16 protein-coding genes are annotated in these 16935 nt (G+C 67.3%); 7 read left to right on the top strand and 9 right to left on the bottom strand.

The window, feature by feature from the left end:
* Positions 1 to 77: 77 nt before the first annotated feature.
* From hisG to hisS, 3 genes are read right to left on the bottom strand one after another with little or no spacing between them, the layout of a single operon-like run.
* The gene (gene hisG / locus ACXAGF_RS04185; RefSeq protein ID WP_475014699.1) at positions 78 to 773 is read right to left on the bottom strand and encodes an ATP phosphoribosyltransferase; all 696 of its coding nucleotides are present in this window, start codon (positions 771 to 773) and stop codon (positions 78 to 80) included.
* The gene (locus ACXAGF_RS04180) at positions 770 to 1909 is read right to left on the bottom strand and encodes an ATP phosphoribosyltransferase regulatory subunit (protein WP_475014698.1); all 1140 of its coding nucleotides are present in this window, start codon (positions 1907 to 1909) and stop codon (positions 770 to 772) included. The genes hisG and ACXAGF_RS04180 overlap by 4 nt, the downstream gene beginning before the upstream one ends.
* 13 nt (positions 1910 to 1922) lie before the next feature.
* On the bottom strand, positions 1923 to 3443 hold the full coding sequence (hisS, locus tag ACXAGF_RS04175; protein ID WP_475014696.1) for a histidine--tRNA ligase: 1521 nt from the start codon (positions 3441 to 3443) through the stop codon (positions 1923 to 1925).
* A 539-nt stretch (positions 3444 to 3982) separates the two neighbouring features.
* On the opposite strand from hisS, the gene copM reads away from it, so the two are divergent.
* Positions 3983 to 4372: a CopM family metallochaperone gene (gene copM / locus ACXAGF_RS04170; protein ID WP_475014695.1), complete on the top strand. Its 390-nt coding sequence runs from the start codon at positions 3983 to 3985 to the stop codon at positions 4370 to 4372.
* 55 nt (positions 4373 to 4427) lie between these two features.
* Here copM and ACXAGF_RS04165 read toward each other — a convergent pair whose 3' ends face one another.
* The gene (locus ACXAGF_RS04165) at positions 4428 to 4622 is read right to left on the bottom strand and encodes a hypothetical protein (RefSeq protein ID WP_475014693.1); all 195 of its coding nucleotides are present in this window, start codon (positions 4620 to 4622) and stop codon (positions 4428 to 4430) included.
* A 232-nt stretch (positions 4623 to 4854) separates the two neighbouring features.
* Positions 4855 to 5505, bottom strand: coding sequence for a DNA-3-methyladenine glycosylase I (locus tag ACXAGF_RS04160; protein WP_475014691.1), 651 nt, complete (start codon positions 5503 to 5505; stop codon positions 4855 to 4857).
* A 252-nt stretch (positions 5506 to 5757) separates the two neighbouring features.
* Here ACXAGF_RS04160 and ACXAGF_RS04155 point away from each other — a divergent pair, with 252 nt between their 5' ends.
* Entirely contained in the window at positions 5758 to 6489 is a 732-nt protein-coding gene (locus tag ACXAGF_RS04155) for a L,D-transpeptidase (RefSeq protein WP_475014690.1), read from the top strand.
* Positions 6490 to 6670: 181 nt separating this feature from the next.
* The gene (locus tag ACXAGF_RS04150) at positions 6671 to 7369 is read left to right on the top strand and encodes a L,D-transpeptidase (RefSeq protein ID WP_475014689.1); all 699 of its coding nucleotides are present in this window, start codon (positions 6671 to 6673) and stop codon (positions 7367 to 7369) included.
* Positions 7370 to 7451: 82 nt separating this feature from the next.
* Here ACXAGF_RS04150 and glcF read toward each other — a convergent pair whose 3' ends face one another.
* The 3 genes from glcF to ACXAGF_RS04135 are packed head-to-tail and all read right to left on the bottom strand — an operon-like array spanning position 7452 to position 11400.
* Complete coding sequence (glcF, locus tag ACXAGF_RS04145) at positions 7452 to 8756, bottom strand: glycolate oxidase subunit GlcF (protein ID WP_475014688.1); 1305 nt, start codon at positions 8754 to 8756, stop codon at positions 7452 to 7454.
* Positions 8756 to 9967 carry an FAD-binding protein gene (locus tag ACXAGF_RS04140; RefSeq protein WP_475014687.1) on the bottom strand — a complete coding sequence of 404 codons (1212 nt, stop codon included), beginning with the start codon at positions 9965 to 9967 and terminating at the stop codon, positions 8756 to 8758. Before ACXAGF_RS04140 ends, glcF begins: the two co-directional genes overlap by 1 nt.
* Positions 9964 to 11400, bottom strand: coding sequence for an FAD-linked oxidase C-terminal domain-containing protein (locus tag ACXAGF_RS04135; RefSeq protein ID WP_475014686.1), 1437 nt, complete (start codon positions 11398 to 11400; stop codon positions 9964 to 9966). Before ACXAGF_RS04135 ends, ACXAGF_RS04140 begins: the two co-directional genes overlap by 4 nt.
* 102 nt (positions 11401 to 11502) lie before the next feature.
* On the opposite strand from ACXAGF_RS04135, the gene ACXAGF_RS04130 reads away from it, so the two are divergent.
* Positions 11503 to 12414, top strand: a complete 912-nt coding sequence (locus ACXAGF_RS04130; protein WP_475014684.1) for a LysR family transcriptional regulator — start codon at positions 11503 to 11505, stop codon at positions 12412 to 12414.
* A gap of 31 nt (positions 12415 to 12445) precedes the next feature.
* Here the strand turns inward: ACXAGF_RS04130 and ACXAGF_RS04125 are convergent, their stop codons facing one another.
* Positions 12446 to 13723 (bottom strand): DUF3422 family protein, encoded by a 1278-nt coding sequence (locus ACXAGF_RS04125; RefSeq protein ID WP_475014682.1) that lies wholly within the window; start codon positions 13721 to 13723, stop codon positions 12446 to 12448.
* Positions 13724 to 13865: 142 nt separating this feature from the next.
* On the opposite strand from ACXAGF_RS04125, the gene ACXAGF_RS04120 reads away from it, so the two are divergent.
* The 3 genes from ACXAGF_RS04120 to ACXAGF_RS04110 all read left to right on the top strand — a co-directional run bounded on the left by ACXAGF_RS04120 (position 13866) and on the right by ACXAGF_RS04110 (position 16930).
* Complete coding sequence (locus ACXAGF_RS04120) at positions 13866 to 14675, top strand: FadR/GntR family transcriptional regulator (RefSeq protein WP_475014681.1); 810 nt, start codon at positions 13866 to 13868, stop codon at positions 14673 to 14675.
* A gap of 157 nt (positions 14676 to 14832) precedes the next feature.
* Positions 14833 to 15363 (top strand): NUDIX hydrolase, encoded by a 531-nt coding sequence (locus ACXAGF_RS04115; RefSeq protein WP_475019206.1) that lies wholly within the window; start codon positions 14833 to 14835, stop codon positions 15361 to 15363.
* Positions 15364 to 15427: 64 nt separating this feature from the next.
* Complete coding sequence (locus tag ACXAGF_RS04110; protein WP_475014679.1) at positions 15428 to 16930, top strand: inorganic phosphate transporter; 1503 nt, start codon at positions 15428 to 15430, stop codon at positions 16928 to 16930.
* The last annotated feature ends 5 nt before the right edge of the window (positions 16931 to 16935 follow it).

The following is a 16935-nucleotide window of genomic DNA, read 5'->3' as shown; positions in this document are numbered from 1 at the left end:
ACAACTCCTCGTGGTGCGGGACTGCTTAGATAGGAAGGCGGCTGCGTCACCGCCACCCCGACCGCAACAATGCCGGCCTAGACGGCCTGCCGCACGGCCCGGATGATCTCCGCCACCACCGGATCGCCGTCGTGGCTCGCCTTGCGCGCCCGCACCAGACAGGCCTCTGACCTCAGGATCACGCCATCGGAGAGGATCTTCAGGTGATTGGCGCGCAACGTCGAGCCGGTGGAGGTGATGTCGACGATGATGTCGGCCGAGCCCGATGCGGGCGCACCCTCCGTGGCACCGAGGCTCTCGACGATGCGATAGAGCTGGATGCCGTGATTGCCGGAGAAGAACTGCTGCGTCAGCCGCCAGTACTTGGTCGCGATCGTGAGGCGGCGGCCGTGGCGGGCGCGGAAGTCGGCCGCCACGTCGCCGAGGTCGGCCATAGTGTCGACGTCGAGCCAGATCTCCGGCACGGCGACGACGACGTCGGCGTGGCCGAAGCCGAGGCGGGCGCAGAACTCGACGCGCGCGTCGGCCTCCGCCAGCCCTTCGCGCACCAGGTCCTCGCCGGTGACGCCGAAATCCACCGTGCCGTTGCCGATCTCGCGGGAGATCTCGGAGGCGGATAGGAAGGCGATTTCGATGTCGTCGCGCCCCTCGACCCGGCCGCGATAGGAGCGATCGTTGCCGACCGGAACGATCTGGTAGCCGGCACGGAGGAACACCTCGGAGGCATCTTCCTTCATCCGGCCCTTGGAAGGCAGCGCGATGGTGATCGTCATGCGGATGCCCCTTCTGCGATCGCATGCTCGATCCGGTCGAGCCAGAGCGAGAAGCCGACGGCCGGGATGAAGGTCTGCGCCCCGAGAAGCGTCATCAACCGGTCGAAGCGGCCGCCGCCGGCCAGGACCGCCGGGCTCCCGCTGGCGGTGACCTCGAAAACGAGGCCGGTGTAGTAGTCGAGCGGGCGCCCAAAGGCGCTGCGGTAGGCGAGCGCGGCTGCGTCGACGCCGGCGTCGGCAAGCGCCCGGGCGCGGATGTCGAAGCGCTCGAGCGCGTCGTCGATGGCAAGGCCGGCGGTGCGGGCAAAGTCGAACAGGACCGCGGGAGCCTGCGCGAACGGAACCTCGATCGCAAGGAAGGCGCGCAGCGTCTCCAGCGTGCCGGGGTCGAGCCGGGTGCTCGCCAGCGCCATCTTCTCCCGTAGCCGCCGGGCGATCTCGGCCGGGTTGCGGCTCGCATTCGTGGAATAGCCGGTCGCCTGCATGGTCGCGTCGATATGGGCGGTGAGCTTCGCCTCGTCGTCGAGCAGGCCGAGGATCGCCAGCCGCTCGACCTCGGCGCCAAACACGCCCGTTGCGGCCGGCTCGGCCAGTGCCGCCAGGAGGTCGCGCAACTGTTGCTGGTTGCCGAAGGCATGGATCAGCCGCTTCTGCCAGCCGCCGGGCAATCCGCAGGCAGCAATCACCGCCTCGAACACAGCCTGGTCGCCCAGCACCACGCTGAGCGGGCGTCCCGGCAGCCTGCGGCCGAGCACGAACAGCGCGTCATGGACGGCACGCGCGTCGGCGCGAGCCACGTCCCGTTCCCCCAGATCCTCGATGCCGGCCTGGTAGAACTCGCTCGCGCCCTCGCGCCGCTGGCGGAAGACCTCGCCAAGATAGGCGTAGCGCCGCGGCGTGCCGGTCGCGCTTTCGATGTGGCGCAGGCAGACGGGGATGGTGAATTCCGGCCGCAGGCACAGGCTCTGCCCGGTCTCGCTCTCCGTCATGAAAATGCGGCGGCGCAGGTCCTCGCCGGCCATGTCGAGGAACGGCCCGGCCGGCTGGATCACCGGCGTGTCGACGCGCTCGGTGCCGAGGCTCTCGAAGTCGGCCAGCAGGCCGGGCGCAAACGAAGGGAGGTTGATCAACGGCATCGGATGGCTCCCGTCAGCCCCTGGCCGACCGTCTCCGGTCGTCGGCCTGATGCGCCAGGATCTCGCGCACCCGCTGGACCAGGTCCTCCTCGGATACCGTGACCTGCGCCACCCGCGCCTCGCGCCAGGTGACGTTGTCCTCGATCTCGCCGGACAGCCGCTTGCCCTCGATCAGGTCCTTGATCTGCACCACGCCGAGCACGCGCTCGTCGCCGCCCTGGATGATGGCGACCGGGCAGCTACGGCGGTCCGCATATTTCAGCTGGTTGCCGAACTTCTTCCAGTTGCCCTGGTACATCTCGGCACGGATGCCGGCAGCGCGCAGCGCCTGGGTGAAACGCTGGTATCGGCCCATGCTGTCGACGTCGCCGTCCATGACGGTGACGAGCACCGGCGCCACGACCTCGTCCTGGCCGAGCTTGCCGAGGTTCTTCAGCGCCGTCATCAGCCGCGAGACGCCGATGGAGAAGCCGGTCGCCGGAACCGGCTGGCCCATGAAGCGCGAGACGAGCCCGTCATAGCGGCCGCCGCCGCCGACCGAGCCGAACACCACCTTCTCGCCCTTCTCGTTGGTGACGGCGAACTGCAGTTCGGCCTCGAACACGGGGCCGGTGTAATATTCCAGGCCGCGCACGACCGACGGGTCGATTTTGATGCGGTCGCTGTCGTAGCCGGCAGACGCGACCAGGTGGCCGATCTGGTTCAGTTCGTCGACGCCCTCCGGACCCCTGGCGGAGCCGGCCACCAGCGTCGCCAGACGGTCGGCGCTCTCCGCATAGTCCTTGATGCCAACGAAGAAGAGGACCTTCTCGATCTGCTCGGGGTTCAGCCCCGCGCCTTTGGTGAAGTCTCCGGATTCGTCCCTGCGGCCCTCGCCGAGCAGCAGGCGGACGCCCTCGGGGCCGAACTTGTCGAGCTTGTCGATGGCGCGCAGCACGGTCAGGCGGGCATTGACCTTGTCGTCGCCGCCAAGTCCGATGGCCTCGAGCACGCCGTCGAGCACCTTGCGGTTGTTGACGCGGATGACGTAGTCGCCGCGCTTGATCCCGAGCGCCTCCATCGTGTCCGCCATCATCATGCACATCTCGGCGTCCGCCTGGACGCCCGCGGTGCCGACGGTGTCGGCGTCGAACTGCATGAACTGGCGGAACCGCCCCGGGCCCGGCTTCTCGTTTCGGAAGACGTAGCCGGCGCGATAGGTGCGATAGGGAAGCTGGATCTCCTGGAAGTTCTCGGCGACGTGGCGGGCGAGCGGGGCCGTCAGGTCGTAGCGCAGGCTCATCCACTGGTCGTCGTCGTCCTGCAGCGAGAACACGCCCTCGTTCGGCCGGTCGCTGTCGGGCAGGAACTTGCCGAGCGCATCGGTGTATTCGAACAGGGGCGTCTCGACCGGATCGAAGCCGTAGCGCTCGTAGACTTCCCTGATCTTCGCGGTCATCTCCTCCACGGCCCGGATATCGGCGGCGGACCGGTCCACGAAGCCGCGCGGCAGGCGGGCCTTGAGTTTCTGTGGCTTCTTCTGTTTTTCGCTCATGGGGACGCCCGGACTGCTGATGTCGCTCGTGCCGGCTTCCCTAGCGGATTGAACCCGGTGCGGCAAGGGCGACGGCCGAGGCCGGGCCGCGGCCCTGCCGTTCTGCCGCACCAAAAATTAGCGCCGGCGCTGACGGGAGGGCTTTTCCGCCGCCGGCAGGCCACCTACATCGCTCGGCATGAGAGCGTTGTTCCTGATCCTGGCCGTGATCGCCGCCCCATTCGCAGGCTGGGCGCCCGTGATGGCGGCCTCGCTTCATACCGCGGCCAGTGCGCCATCGTACATCGAACACGCGACCGGCAACGACCGGGCGGCTCACCACGGGCCGGACGGGGCTACCGTCCATCCGCCGCCGTGCCCGCCGAAATCCCGCGGTCGAGAGCGCCGTCCAGCGTCGCCGTCCGGCACCTGCGGGCCGCCGCCACGCTCGACGGCGGGTGCGTAACGCCGCCAGACCCCCCGCCCAGGGATGAAGCGTCCTGAAGCCAGCCAACAACGCGGAGCGCCGCTCCGCCGAACCACTTCAGACAGGACACGACATGAACACCAGGACCTTCATTGCAGGCGCCACCCTCGCGCTCGTCCTCGCCCTGCCGGCCGCCGCCGAGAACCACGCGGCCCATGGGCCGGCCTCCCACTCCTCCACACAGACCGTCGCGCCGAAGGGCGACCAGGGCGCGTCGAGCAAGGCCTTTGCCGACGCCAATGCGAAGATGCATGCCGACATGGACATTCCGTTCACCGGCAATGCCGACGTCGATTTTGCCCGTGGCATGATCGCCCATCACCAGGGTGCGATCGACATGGCCCGGATCGAGCTCGAATTCGGCACCGACCCCGCCATGCGAGAACTGGCAGAAGCGGTAATCGCCGCGCAGGAAAGCGAGAGCGCCTTCATGAAGGCCTGGCTGGAGAAAAACGCCAAGTAAAGAACGGATCCCGGTGGCATCCCACCGGGATCCGCTCGCTGTGGTCCGCCGTTATTTACTTGGCCGCACGCATGGGTGCTGCACCGGCCGCAGTAGAGGCCTCAACCAGGGACGCAGCGATGACCTTCGCCAGCGTCAGGCTTTGCTGCCGGATTTCGATATTGTTGCCCGTCTTGACCGACCGGATCAGGTCGAACCCCTCGCGCAAGACGATTTCCTGCGCCTTGCTGCAGGCCCAGGCTTCGAGCATTTCCCCGTTATGCGTCATTTCTTCCCCGTAGGCTAAGACACTCAGCACTAAACGGTGCACCCTGGCAAAAACGCCGCACGCCCCAAGTTGAATCAGTCATCTGATTGCCCCGCAACCAAAACGATACATGATTCGCGAAAATTTACACCAGAAATCGACGGCGTGGCGGCGACAAAGACATTACCGCACAAGGTTATGCGCATGCTTCTTCCTGCCGGCTGGCCATTCGTCCTCACGTTGCGGCAACGGCGCGGAACGAGCGGTCCAGGCCACGCCGCAGCCGGTCCACCTCCGGCTGGCAGAAGCATCCGGCGAGATGGTCATTGACCAGACCCATCGCCTGCATGAAGGCATAGACGGTGGTCGGGCCGACGAATGTCCAGCCGCGCTTCTTCAGGTCCTTGGAGATGCGCGTGGAGGTCGGTGTGCTCGGATTGGCCATCAACGTCGCGAAATCCATCACCTCGGGCCGCTCGCCGGGCGCCGGTTCCTGGCTCCAGAAATAGCGCGCCAGCGACCCGAACTCCTGGCGCAACTCCTGTGCGCGGCGGGCATTGTTGATGGTGGAGACGATCTTGCCGCGATGGCGCACGATGCCGGGATCGGCAAGGCAGCGGATGATGTCCTCGTCGCCGAACGTCGCCACCCTGTCGAAATCGAAGCCGGCGAAGGCGGCGCGAAAGTTCTCGCGCTTGCGCAGTATCGTCAGCCACGACAGGCCGGACTGGAATCCCTCGAGGCAGATCTTCTCGAACAGGCGAACGTCGTCGGTGACGGGTCGCCCCCACTCCGCGTCGTGGTAACGGCGATAATCCTCGAGATTGCCGTGCCAGGCGCAGCGGCGCAGGCCGTCCTCGCCGATGATGATCCCCTTCTCCGTCATTCCGAGCCTCCGCGTTTCCTTTTTGTTCGCTTTACCATTCATCAACCAGATTCGGAAAGGCGGCAATAACCCTACCCGAAGCTTTCGCCGTTCGCTCGCCCTTTAATGAACGGCAATTTACCATTCGCTTTCCGTGCGGTGCGAGCATTGCCGCCGAGTGCGCCCCTCGGGTGCGCGCGAACCGTGTGTCAGCCGCCGCCCCGCCGGGGCGACGGATCCGTGTTGTCCGGCGAGAGGTAAAGAGTACGCCCGATGTTGAGAAAAACCCTGCTAGTTGCCGCGAGCCTGCTGGTCGCGGTTCCGGCCGCCCAGGCCAATGACCGCTACGGCTCCCGCCCGCCGGTCGTCGTCAGCCCCGACCTGACGGCCCCCTGGCTGATGCAACTGACCGGCCGCGACGTTCGCCCGGCGGTATCCGCACAGAAGAGCACCGCCCGCCGGTGGCAACCCTTGTTCGGCCGGAAGCCGCCGGCTTCCGGGGTGCAACAGGCCGCCGTGACCGGTGCCAGGCCAGCCCGGACCGCGATCGACCCGATGTTCCTGCCACAGGTCGTCGCCTACGAGACGGCCCACAAGGCCGGCACGGTCGTGATCGACACCGACAACCGCTTCCTCTACCTCGTGCTGGGCGACGGCAAGGCACGGCGCTACGGCGTCGGCGTCGGCAAGCCCGGGTTCGAGTGGGCCGGCACGCACAGGGTCACGGCCAAGCGCGAGTGGCCAAGCTGGACGCCGCCGAAGGAGATGATCCAGCGCGAGGCGGCCAAAGGCCACTACCTTCCATCCTTCATGGAAGGCGGGCCGGAGAACCCGCTCGGTTCGCGCGCACTCTATCTCGGTTCGACCCTCTATCGCATCCACGGCACCAATGCCCCCTGGACGATCGGCTACGGCGTTTCCTCCGGCTGCATCCGCATGCGCAACGAGGACGTCGTCGACCTCTACGAGCGCGTCGGCCTCGGCACGAAGGTGATCGTGATCTGATCGCTCCACCAGGGGCGAAAGCCTCCGAACGGCGGCCTTGCGCCGCCGTTCCTGTGCGCCATCGGCAACACCGGTCCGCCATTGCATTACCATTTCCTTAATCACCCGCCGGACGGCGCTTGAATTGCGGCCAGACTTCGCTAGCGTCGCCCGCGAAGTGGGACCGACAAGGAAATACGACATGAGAAGATCCGTTCACGCGCTGCTGGCGGCGGGCATCGCGCTTGCTTCCGTACTGCCGGCAGCCACCGCGAACGCTTTCACGACCGGCGCACCGGACACCCGGTCCGGCGATACCGTTCGCATCGCGCAGCAGAAGTCGGTGGCGCCGAAATACCATCGCCGCATGGTGCGACTGGTGACGGACGAAAAGCCAGGCACGATCATCGTCGACACCAACAACAAGTACCTCTATCTCGTCGAAGACAAGAAGCGGGCGGTCCGCTACGGCATCGGCGTCGGGCGCGAGGGCTTCGGCTGGTCGGGCGTCGTCAAGGTCGGCCGCAAGGCCGAGTGGCCGGGCTGGACGCCGCCGCCGGAAATGATCGCCCGCGAACGCAAGAAGGGCCGGATCCTGCCCGCCTATCAGGAAGGCGGCATCGACAATCCGCTCGGCGCGCGCGCGCTCTACCTCTATTCCAAGGCCGGCCACGACACCGCCTTTCGCATCCACGGCACCAACGAGCCCTGGTCGATCGGCCTGAACATGTCGTCCGGCTGCATCCGCATGATGAACAAGGACGTGGAGCACCTCTACGAGCGCGCCTCGATCGGCGCCAAGGTGATCGTCGTCGGCCCCGGCGACCGCCAGGGCAAGGTCAGCTACGACGACCGCGGCGTCGACGTGCTGCGCACGCTGTTCGGCAACTTCGGCGGCTGAACAGCCGCGGCTTGAACCGATCGGCGCGCGGCCGGGAACCGTCTGCGCGCCATATTTTTTTCGGCCGAAGCGACGGCCAGAGCTAGTCGTCGGCCAGCGCCGCCGGCTTTTTTCCGCCATAGGCCCAGTCCAGCAGTTCGACCGTGTGCAGGATCGGCACGTCCGTACCGGTAGCGATCTGGGTGATGCAACCAATGTTGCCGGTGGCGATCACATCGGGCTTCGTCGCCTCGAGGTTGCGGACCTTGCGCGCCTTCAGCGTGGCGGAAATCTCCGGCTGCAGGATGTTGTAGGTTCCGGCCGAGCCGCAGCACAAATGCCCCTCGGCCGGATCGCGCACGGTGAATCCGGCATTCTTCAGCAGCGTCTTCGGCAGCGCGGTGATCTTCTGCCCGTGCTGCATCGAGCAGGCCGAATGGTAGGTGACGTTGACGCGCTTGATCTCCTGTCGCGGCAGGTCGAGCGTGGCGAGATACTCCGTCACGTCCTTGGCGAGCGCCGAGACGCGCGCCGCCCGTTCCGCATAGGCCGGGTCCAGCCGCAGCATGAAGCCGTAGTCCTTGATCGTCGTGCCGCAGCCGGAGGCGGTGATGATGATGGCGTCGAGGCCGCCGCGCTCAACCTCGCCCAGCCATACGTCGACGTTGCGGCGGGCCGCCTCCAGCGCCTGCTCCTCGCGACCCATGTGGTGGACGAGCGCGCCGCAGCAGACCTCGCCGGCCGGCGCCACCACCTCGACCCCGAGGCGGGTGAGGAGGCCGATGGTCGCCGCGTTGATCTCCGGCTTCAGCACCGGCTGGGCGCAACCGGACAGGATCGCGACCCGGCCGCGCCGGGCTCCCGCCGCCGCATGGACGCCCGGGGCCGCGCTCGCCGAGGGCTTCGGCACGCGGCGCGGCGCCAGTTCGAGCATGGCGGCGAAGGGCTCCAGCCCCTTCATCCGCTTCAGCAGACCGGCGAAGGGACGGCCGAGCGCCGCTGCGCGCAGCGCCAGCCGGAAGCGCTGCGGATGCGGCAGCACGGCGGCGAGCAGGCTGCGCGTCATCCGGTTCCAGAACGGGCGGCGATAGGTGTTTTCGATGTGCACCCTGGCATGGTCGACCAGGTGCATGTAGTCGACGCCGGAGGGGCAGGTCGTCGTGCAGGCAAGGCACGAGAGGCAGCGGTCGATATGGGTGACCACCTGCTCGTCCGCGGGCCGGCCGTTTTCCAGCATGTCCTTGATCAGGTAGATGCGCCCGCGCGGGCTGTCGAGCTCGTTACCGAGCGTCACGTAGGTCGGGCAGGTGGCGGTACAGAAGCCGCAATGGACGCATTTGCGCAGGATCTTTTCGGAGGCTGCGACATGCGGATCGGCGAGCTGTTCGGCGGTAAAGTTCGTTTGCATCAGCTGGCGGCCCCGACCCCGACATTCCCCGCGAAGATCCCGGCCGGATCGAAGCTTGCCCGGATCCGCGCGCTCAGCGCCTCGACCGCCTCGGCCTGCGGCTGCAGGACCGGCGTCGCGGCCATCTTGGCATGCGAAGCCCGCATCAGCGTCGCATGGCCGCCGCCGAGCGCCTTGATGTAGCGGCGGACCAGTTCGGCCTCGGGATCCGCTTCCATCCGCAACCAGACGAGACCGCCCTGCCAGTCGTATAAGGCATCGACCCCGGTCTCGAGCCGGAGCGCGGCGACCAGTTGATGGCCGACCGTGGGGGCGACGGAGACGCGCCAGAGCGGCCGCGCGGTGCCGTCGGCATAGGGATGGACGTCGCGTATCTCGCGCCAGAGCTGCTGGCTGGCCTCCTCGTCCAACGCCGACACCGCACCGAACCGGGCCATCGCCGCCGCCAGCTTTTCGGCGCGGACCGCGACGGACGCGGCCAGGCCCTCGAGGCGCAGCACGGTTGCCGCGCCCACGGGCAGCCGCCCGGAGAGAAAGCGGCCGCCCACGCTCTCGGGCAAATGCGCCGCACCGGAGACCTCCACCGACAGCGACATCGCCGTCGCCATGGCCGCCGCCGCCTCCGCGTCGTTCAAGCCGGAGACGACGATCGTTGCGGCCGTTTCGGGCAGCGGCAGCAGCCGGAACGTCACCTCTGTCAGCAAGGCCAGCGTGCCGCGCGAGCCGGCGAGAAGCTTGGTCAGGTCGAGCCCGGTGACGTTCTTCATCACGCGCCCGCCCGCCTTGACGATTTCGCCCGCGCCATTGACGAAGCGGACGCCGAGCAGGCTATCGCGGGCGGCGCCGGCGACGAAGCGGCGCGGGCCTGAGGCATTGGTGGCAAAGGCGCCGCCGATGGTCGGCACGCCGCCGGTGCCGAGCGCCGGCCGGAGGTCGAGCGGCTCGAAGGACAGCATCTGGCGCCGTTCGGCCAGCGCCGCGGCGATTTCCTCCAGCGGCGTGCCGGCCCTGGCCGTCATCGTCATCTCGGCCGGGTTGTAGGTGACGATGCCGGACAATCCGGCCGACGACAGGACGTCGCGCCCGGGGGCCGCAGCCGCCAGCGTGCGGGTGCCGCCGCCGCGGATCTCAAGCGGGCTGGCGGCGGCCACGGCGGCGCGGACGATCCGGGAGGCGGCCTCCTCGGACAAGGGGTCGTGAATGACGCTCATGCGGCCGGTCGCCCTTCCAGCGGGAATACTTTCGAGGGATTGAGGATCCACTGCGGATCGAAGGCAGCCCGTACCGCCATCTGCTGGGCAAGGTCGGCCTCGGCGTACTGGTGCCGCATCAGGTCGCGCTTCTCGATGCCGACGCCGTGCTCGCCGGTCAGGCAGCCGCCGGCATCAACGCAGAGTCTCAGGATCTCGTTGCCGGCCTCTTCGGCGCGCGCGGCATCGTCCGGATCGTTGGCGTTGAACAGGATCAGCGGATGCATGTTGCCGTCGCCGGCGTGGAACACGTTCGCAACCCGCAAGCCGTGGCGGGCGACGATCTCCGCCGTCCCGCGCAGCACGTTCGACAATTGGCTGAGCGGCACGGTGCCGTCCATGCAGATGTAGTCGGCGATGCGGCCGGTGGCGCCGAAGGCGGACTTGCGGCCCTTCCAGATCAGCGCCGCCTGGGTGGCGGACTGGCTTTCCTGGACCACCCTGACGCCGTGGCGCCCGGCGATCTCGATGATCCGCTGCAGCATGTCGTCCATCTCGGCCTCGGAACCCTCGACCTCGACGATCAGCAGCGCCTCGACGTCCATCGGATAGCCGGCCTGCGCGAAGGCTTCGCAGATGGTGATCGCCGGCTTGTCCATGAACTCGATCGCGACCGGGATGATGCCGGCGCCGATGACGTCGGCGACGCAGGCACCCGCCTCTTCCGAACTGTCGAAGCCGAACAGCACCGGCCGTGCGCCTTCCGGTCTGGCGATCAGCCGCACGGTCGCCTCGGTGACGACGCCGAGCTGCCCTTCGGAGCCGCAGACGAGGCCGAGCAGGTCGAGGCCCGGCGCGTCTAGCGCCTTGCCGCCCAGTTCGATCACCGTTCCGTCGACGAGGACCAGCTTCACCCCGAGCAGGTTGTTGGTCGTCACCCCGTATTTCAGGCAGTGGGCGCCACCGGAGTTCATGCCGATGTTGCCGCCGATCGTGCAGGCGAGCTGGGAACTGGGATCGGGCGCATAAAAGTAGCCGTCGCCGGAAACGGCATCGGAAATCGCAAGATTGGTGACGCCGGCCTGGACGGTGGCGGTGCGGTTGGCCAGGTCGACCTCGAGGATGCGCGACATCTTCGACAGCCCCAGTACGACCGCGTCCTCCTGCGGGATCGCGCCGCCAGAGAGCGAGGTGCCGGCGCCGCGCGGCACGACCGGGATGCCGTAGCGGTGACAGTATTTCATCACCGCCGCGACCTGGGCCGTGGTCTCCGGCAGCGCCACCGCGAGCGGAACGCGGCGATAGGAGACGAAGGCGTCGGTCTCGAAGGGTACCAGTTCACGCGGCTCGTGCACCAGGCAACCTTCCGGCAGCAGATCCTTCAGATCGCCGACGATCTCGCGCCGCCGCGACAGCACCGCCGCCTTCGGCGGCAGGAAGCCGATCTGCTCCATGAAACGCCCTCCCGTCCAATTGGTATTTTTTGTTTACCACTTTGCGGGGAGGCAGGCAAATGCTAAGCACTTTTTCCACTAGGGCGAGAATGGAACGCATTTGTGACGAATCTGGGCGACCTCGAAATCTTCTCGCGCGTGGTGACGACCGGAAGCATGTCGGCGGCGGGACGTACGCTCGGGCTCGCGCCCGCCGCGGTGTCCAAGCGGATCAAGCGGCTGGAGGAACGGCTCGGCACGCGTCTCTTGCAGCGCACGACGCGGCAGGTCTCGCTGACCGAGGCCGGACACGGCTTTCACGAGCGCATCCTAGGGATTCTCGCCGGCATCGAGGAGGCCGAAGCGTTCGTCTCCGGTCGCGCCGGCGCAATGAAGGGGACGTTGCGCATCTCCGCCCCGACCTCGTTCGGCCGCATGCACATCGCGCCGCACCTCAAGGCGTTCATGGACGGCAATCCGGACCTGCTGGTCAACCTGGTGCTGACGGACGAATTTTCCGACATCGTCGGCGAGGGCTTCGACCTGGCGATCCGGATCGGCGAGCTGCCGGACTCCTCGATGGTCGCCCGCCGGCTTGCTCCAGTGCGCCGCGTGCTGGCCGCCGCGCCCACCTATATCGAACGCCACGGCCGGCCGCGCTCGCTGGCCGACCTTGCCGACCATGTCTGCATCCCGCCGCACAGCCAGGACATCTGGCGGCTGGAGGGACCGGAGGGCGCCGTGGCCTACCGGCCACAGGGACGGCTGATCACCAACTCGAGCGAAGTGGTGCGCGAGGCGGTGATCTCCGGCATGGGGATCGCGCTGCGCTCGACCTGGGACATCGGCCCGGAACTGCGCGACGGGCGGCTGGTCCAGGTGCTGCCGCAATACGAGGGATCGCGCAACGTCGTGCTCTCGGCAATCTACGCCAGCCGGCAATACCTGCCGGCCAAGGTGCGCGTCTTCATCGACTACCTGGCCACGCTCTACGGCCCGACGCCCTACTGGGAACACGGTCAGGCGCCGGGCTGACCGCCCCCGCCCGACAGGTATTTGCCCGGCGCTATTGCGCATCCTCGCCGGCGTGCCTGCGCCGGATCGCCCGCACCAGCAGCCACATGCCGAGCACGACCACCGGCACCGACAGACCCGTCAGCGTCTCCGGCTTGACCGGCAGGCCAAGGCTGTTCGCGGACTTGGCCAGGTAGCCGAACAGGCCGACGACATAGTAGGAGATCGCCGCGACCGAGAGGCCCTCGACGGTCTGCTGCAGCCGGAGTTGCAACCTTGCGCGACGGTCCATCGAATTGAGCAGCGTCGAGTTCAGTTGCTCCAGCTCGACGTCGATCCAGCTGCGCAGAAGCGCGGTAGCGCGGGCGAGCTTGCGTGACAGGTTCGCCTGCCGCTCCTCGATCGACTGGCAGGTCCGCATCGCAGGAGCCAGCCGGCGCTCGAGGAAGAAGCCGAGCGTCTCGTAGCCGGAGATGGCTGTCTCGGCGAGCGTTCGGATGCGCTCCTGCACGATGCCGTAATAGGCACGGCTGGCGCCGAAGCGGTAAAGGCTAAGCGCGGCATTGGCCTCCAGTTCGGCGGCCAGGCGGGTGATCTCGGACAGCATCGAGTCCGCCTCGGCGCGCGCGTGCAATTTCATACGCTGGGTGACGGCGGTGAGGCCGTCCTCGATCCGCCGGATCTCGGGCGAAAGCGACTGGGCGAGCGGCAGCCCGATCATCGCCAGCGTCCGGTAGGTCTCGATGTCGAGCAGGCGCTGCACCAGCGCCCCGCGCCCGGCCTCGGTCAGGCCGCGGTCGATAACCAGGATCGGCGTCAGGCCGTCGCCGTTCTGGCGAAAGTCGGTGACGATGATCGCCTGCCGGTCCTTGACCTCGCTGTAGCAGAGGCTGGTCGGGTCGAAGGTGCGGATCGCCTCCTGCGTCTGTTCGGTGTCCGGCCGCAGCTCAAGGCGGATTCCGGAAATGAGCGTGCCTGGCGGGGAGAAGCTGTCGCCGAACGGATGCACCGGCACGACGTCGCCGAAACGTTCCGGCACCGGACAGTCCCAGAAATAGGTGGAGAATTCGGTGTGTCGCTCCCAGCGCAGCGTCCCCTGCCCCCAACTCATGGCGTGATGGCTGGCATCGCGCGCTGGCGGTGAAATGCCGCGCGAGCGCGACAGCTCGGACAGAACGGCGTGGTCGACCGCCGAACCGCCCTCGGTCAGGAAGGCAAGCTGAAAGATGACCCGCGGCGACGGCACCAGCGCGTATGGTCGGGCGTGAATCTCCCCCAACGCCTGCGCGCGCTGCGTCGCCGGCGGGAAAGCAAAGCTTCCATTGCTCATGCCTGCATCGTCCCCTCTAGATGCACTCACTGGTCCTTCTTAGCAAAACACAACTGCCGAGCAAAAATGACGCATTGACGCAGCCCGGCCGTCGCTGGACAAGTTTATTGACCAGTGGCGGGGCGCTGCTATCCTTCGCGTCATGGAAAGCACGCCCGCCCATCCCCCCTTCGACCTGTTTGCCCGGGTCAGCCACAGCCGCACGGCGGACGAGGTGGTGCGCCAGATCGAATTGCTGCTGCTTGAAGGCATCCTGCGCGACGGCGACCGGCTGCCGGGAGAACGGGAACTGTCGAAGCGGCTGGACGTGTCGCGGCCGATCCTGCGCGAGGCGCTCAAGGAGCTGGAGGCGCGCGGACTGCTCGTCAGCCATCACGGCGGCGGCACCTACGTTGCCGACATCATCGGCCAGGTGTTCTCGAAGCCGGTCGTCGATCTGATCGCCCGCCACCAGCGCGCGACGATCGACTACCTCGAATACCGCCGGGCCCTCGAAGGCATCACGGCCGAACTCGCCGCCGAACGCGCGACGGACTACGACCGGCAGGTGCTGGCCGGCATCCTTCAGGAAATGCGCAGGGCCCACCAGAGCGGTCGCTTCGAGGACGAGCTTGCCGCCGACGTCGACCTGCACAACGCCATCGGCGAGGCGGCGCACAACATCATCCTGCTGCACACCCTCCGGGCCTGTTACCGGTTGCTGGAACAGGGAATCTTCTTCCACCGCCATCTGGTGTTTGCCTCCGACCGCGCGCGCGGCCAGCTGCTGGAACAGCACGAGGCGATCGGCGCGGCGATCATCGGCGGAGAGCCCGGCGTTGCAAAGGCCGCGGCCCAGGCCCATATAGACTATATCTTCGAGGCCATCCGGGAGGCGGAGCGCACCGGCGAATGGCAGCGGATATCACAGTTGCGGATGCAGCAGCGCAACGCCCTGGGCAAAAGCGAATAGCGCCGCCGCCCTTTTACCCAATTTATCCTTCATTGCCGGGCTCCGCGGCGGTACTGACGTTTACAGAGAACCAAATGCGCTCATACTGACGGGATCAGGCGCTCGCGAATCAGCACGAAAGCTCGCAAGGCGACGCGGAAAGGACATGAGAACCAAATTGAACATATTCAATCGCATCGCCCATGATGTGCAATTGATGTTCCGTCGCCCTGCGCGCATCCAGTATGCCGCCCTGTGCTATCGATTCCGGAAGAAAAATGGCGGCCTGCAGGTTCTGGTCGCGACCAGCCGCGACACCGGGCGGTGGATCATCCCCAAGGGCTGGCCGATGGAGGGCAAGGCGGCCCACGCCGTTGCCGAACGCGAAGCCTACGAGGAGGCCGGCGTCAGGGGCAAGGTGCACAAGGAACCGGTCGGTTACTACATGTACGACAAGGGACTGTCCCAGGGCCTGTCGGTGCCGTGCAAGGTGCAGGTCTATTCGCTCCAAACCGACGAACTGTGCAAGAACTACCCGGAGAAAGGCCAACGGCGGACGGAATGGGTGTCCTGCAGCGAGGCCGCCGCCCGCGTGGACGAACCCATGCTGAAGCAGTTGATCCTCGACTTCGAACGGGACTGGGCCGCGGCGAACCGGCCTGCCCCGGCGAAGCACCATGTTCCCACGGTAAAAAATGCTCGCGCCTGACCGTGTGGCCGTATTGCTCTCGTCGCACTGAGCCAGTAGTGCCACGGTGACGCTGGAGCACCCGATGGACAATACCCCCGCACGGCTGGGAAAACCGACCCTCGACAAGGATCTCGACAAGCTGACGCGCATCGAGCAGGCGTCGACTTTTGTCTCGAGGGGGCTGGTGGCGCCGGGCGTCGGCTTCATTTTCCTCGCGCTGGCCACGATCGCCGCCGGCGCCATCGTCATCGACCGACCCGGTGCGGCCGTCATCATCGCAGCAGCCGCCCTTGCCGCCTACATGGCGATGAACATCGGTGCGAACGACGTGGCCAACAACGTCAGCGCCGCCGTCGGCTCGCGCACCCTGACCATGGGGGTCGCACTCGTCATCGCGGCGAGCTTCGAGACGCTGGGCGCCCTGCTCGCCGGTGGCGACGTCGTGTCCACGATCTCCAAGGGGATCGTCGTGCCGACCTCGATGCCGCCGGACACGCTGATCTGGGCCATGCTGGCCGCCCTGCTCTCGGCAGCGGCTTGGCTCAACGCCGCGACCTGGCTCGGCGCGCCGATCTCGACGACCCATGCCATCGTCGGCGCTGTGATGGGCGCTGGCGTCGCCGCCGCCGGCGCCTCATCCGTGAACTGGGCCCTGATGTCGGGCATTGCCATCAGCTGGGTGGCCTCGCCGCTGCTCGGCGGGCTGATCGCTGCGCTGTTCTCGTTCTTCATCAAGGAAGCGATCGTCTACCGCCACGACAAGATCGAGGCCGCCTGCCGCTGGGTTCCGGTCCTGATCGCGGCGATGATGGGCAGCTTTGCCGCCTACTTGGTCATCAGCCCGCTCGACCATATCGTCCGGCTGGGGCTCGGGACCGGGCTGCTGATCGGGCTCGCCGCCGGCCTCCTGGCCTATGCGGCCAGCGTCCCGATCATCGCGCGGCAATCGGCCGGGCTCGAGAACCGCAACCAGTCCCTGCGCAAGCTGTTCCGGCTTCCGCTGATCTTTTCCGCGGCCCTGCTCTCCTTCGCGCACGGCGCCAACGACGTCGCCAACGCCATCGGCCCGCTGGCCGCGATCGTTCACACCGCCCAGACGGCGGAGTCGGGTTTCGACGCCGCCGTGCCCCTATGGGTGATGCTGATCGGCGCGCTCGGCATCTCGCTCGGCCTGCTGTTGTTCGGTCCGAAGCTGATCCAGCTGGTCGGCAAGGACATCACCAAGCTGAATCCGATGCGGGCCTACTGCGTGGCACTGTCCGCGGCCGTGACCGTGCTCGTCGCGTCCGCCTTGGGCATGCCGGTGAGCTCCACCCACGTCGCCGTCGGCTCGGTGTTCGGCGTCGGGTTCTTCCGGGAGTGGTATACGCGCAATTCGAAGCGCCGGCTGAACTACATCCGCACGCGCGGCGGCTTCGTCGCCCCGGACGAGTTCGACGACCACAACCCGGACGAACTCCGCCGGCGCCGCCTGGTGCGGCGATCGCATTTCATGACCATCGTCGCCGCCTGGATCGTCACCGTCCCGCTGACCGCGATTGCGGCGGCGTTGCTGTTCGCCCTCCTCCATGCCCTGTTCGGCTGAAGGGA

This window comes from Mycoplana sp. ABR4_002, from assembly GCF_056159645.1.
The sequence above is the reverse complement of the archived record's forward strand: the minus strand, read 5'-3'. Positions and strand labels throughout refer to the sequence as shown.

Excerpts from the sequence above, each read along its gene's own strand:
- glcF (WP_475014688.1), bottom strand. The coding sequence starts at position 8,756 with ATGCAAACGAACTTTACCGCCGAACAGCTCGCCGATCCGCATGTCGCA.
- ACXAGF_RS04155 (WP_475014690.1), top strand. The coding sequence starts at position 5,758 with ATGTTGAGAAAAACCCTGCTAGTTGCCGCGAGCCTGCTGGTCGCGGTT.
- ACXAGF_RS04140 (WP_475014687.1), bottom strand. The coding sequence starts at position 9,967 with ATGAGCGTCATTCACGACCCCTTGTCCGAGGAGGCCGCCTCCCGGATC.
- ACXAGF_RS04160 (WP_475014691.1), bottom strand. The coding sequence starts at position 5,505 with ATGACGGAGAAGGGGATCATCATCGGCGAGGACGGCCTGCGCCGCTGC.
- ACXAGF_RS04180 (WP_475014698.1), bottom strand. The coding sequence starts at position 1,909 with ATGCCGTTGATCAACCTCCCTTCGTTTGCGCCCGGCCTGCTGGCCGAC.
- hisS (WP_475014696.1), bottom strand. The coding sequence starts at position 3,443 with ATGAGCGAAAAACAGAAGAAGCCACAGAAACTCAAGGCCCGCCTGCCG.
- hisG (WP_475014699.1), bottom strand. The coding sequence starts at position 773 with ATGACGATCACCATCGCGCTGCCTTCCAAGGGCCGGATGAAGGAAGAT.
- ACXAGF_RS04120 (WP_475014681.1), top strand. The coding sequence starts at position 13,866 with ATGGAAAGCACGCCCGCCCATCCCCCCTTCGACCTGTTTGCCCGGGTC.
- ACXAGF_RS04150 (WP_475014689.1), top strand. The coding sequence starts at position 6,671 with ATGAGAAGATCCGTTCACGCGCTGCTGGCGGCGGGCATCGCGCTTGCT.
- ACXAGF_RS04125 (WP_475014682.1), bottom strand. The coding sequence starts at position 13,723 with ATGAGCAATGGAAGCTTTGCTTTCCCGCCGGCGACGCAGCGCGCGCAG.
- ACXAGF_RS04135 (WP_475014686.1), bottom strand. The coding sequence starts at position 11,400 with ATGGAGCAGATCGGCTTCCTGCCGCCGAAGGCGGCGGTGCTGTCGCGG.
- ACXAGF_RS04110 (WP_475014679.1), top strand. The coding sequence starts at position 15,428 with ATGGACAATACCCCCGCACGGCTGGGAAAACCGACCCTCGACAAGGAT.
- copM (WP_475014695.1), top strand. The coding sequence starts at position 3,983 with ATGAACACCAGGACCTTCATTGCAGGCGCCACCCTCGCGCTCGTCCTC.
- ACXAGF_RS04165 (WP_475014693.1), bottom strand. The coding sequence starts at position 4,622 with ATGCTCGAAGCCTGGGCCTGCAGCAAGGCGCAGGAAATCGTCTTGCGC.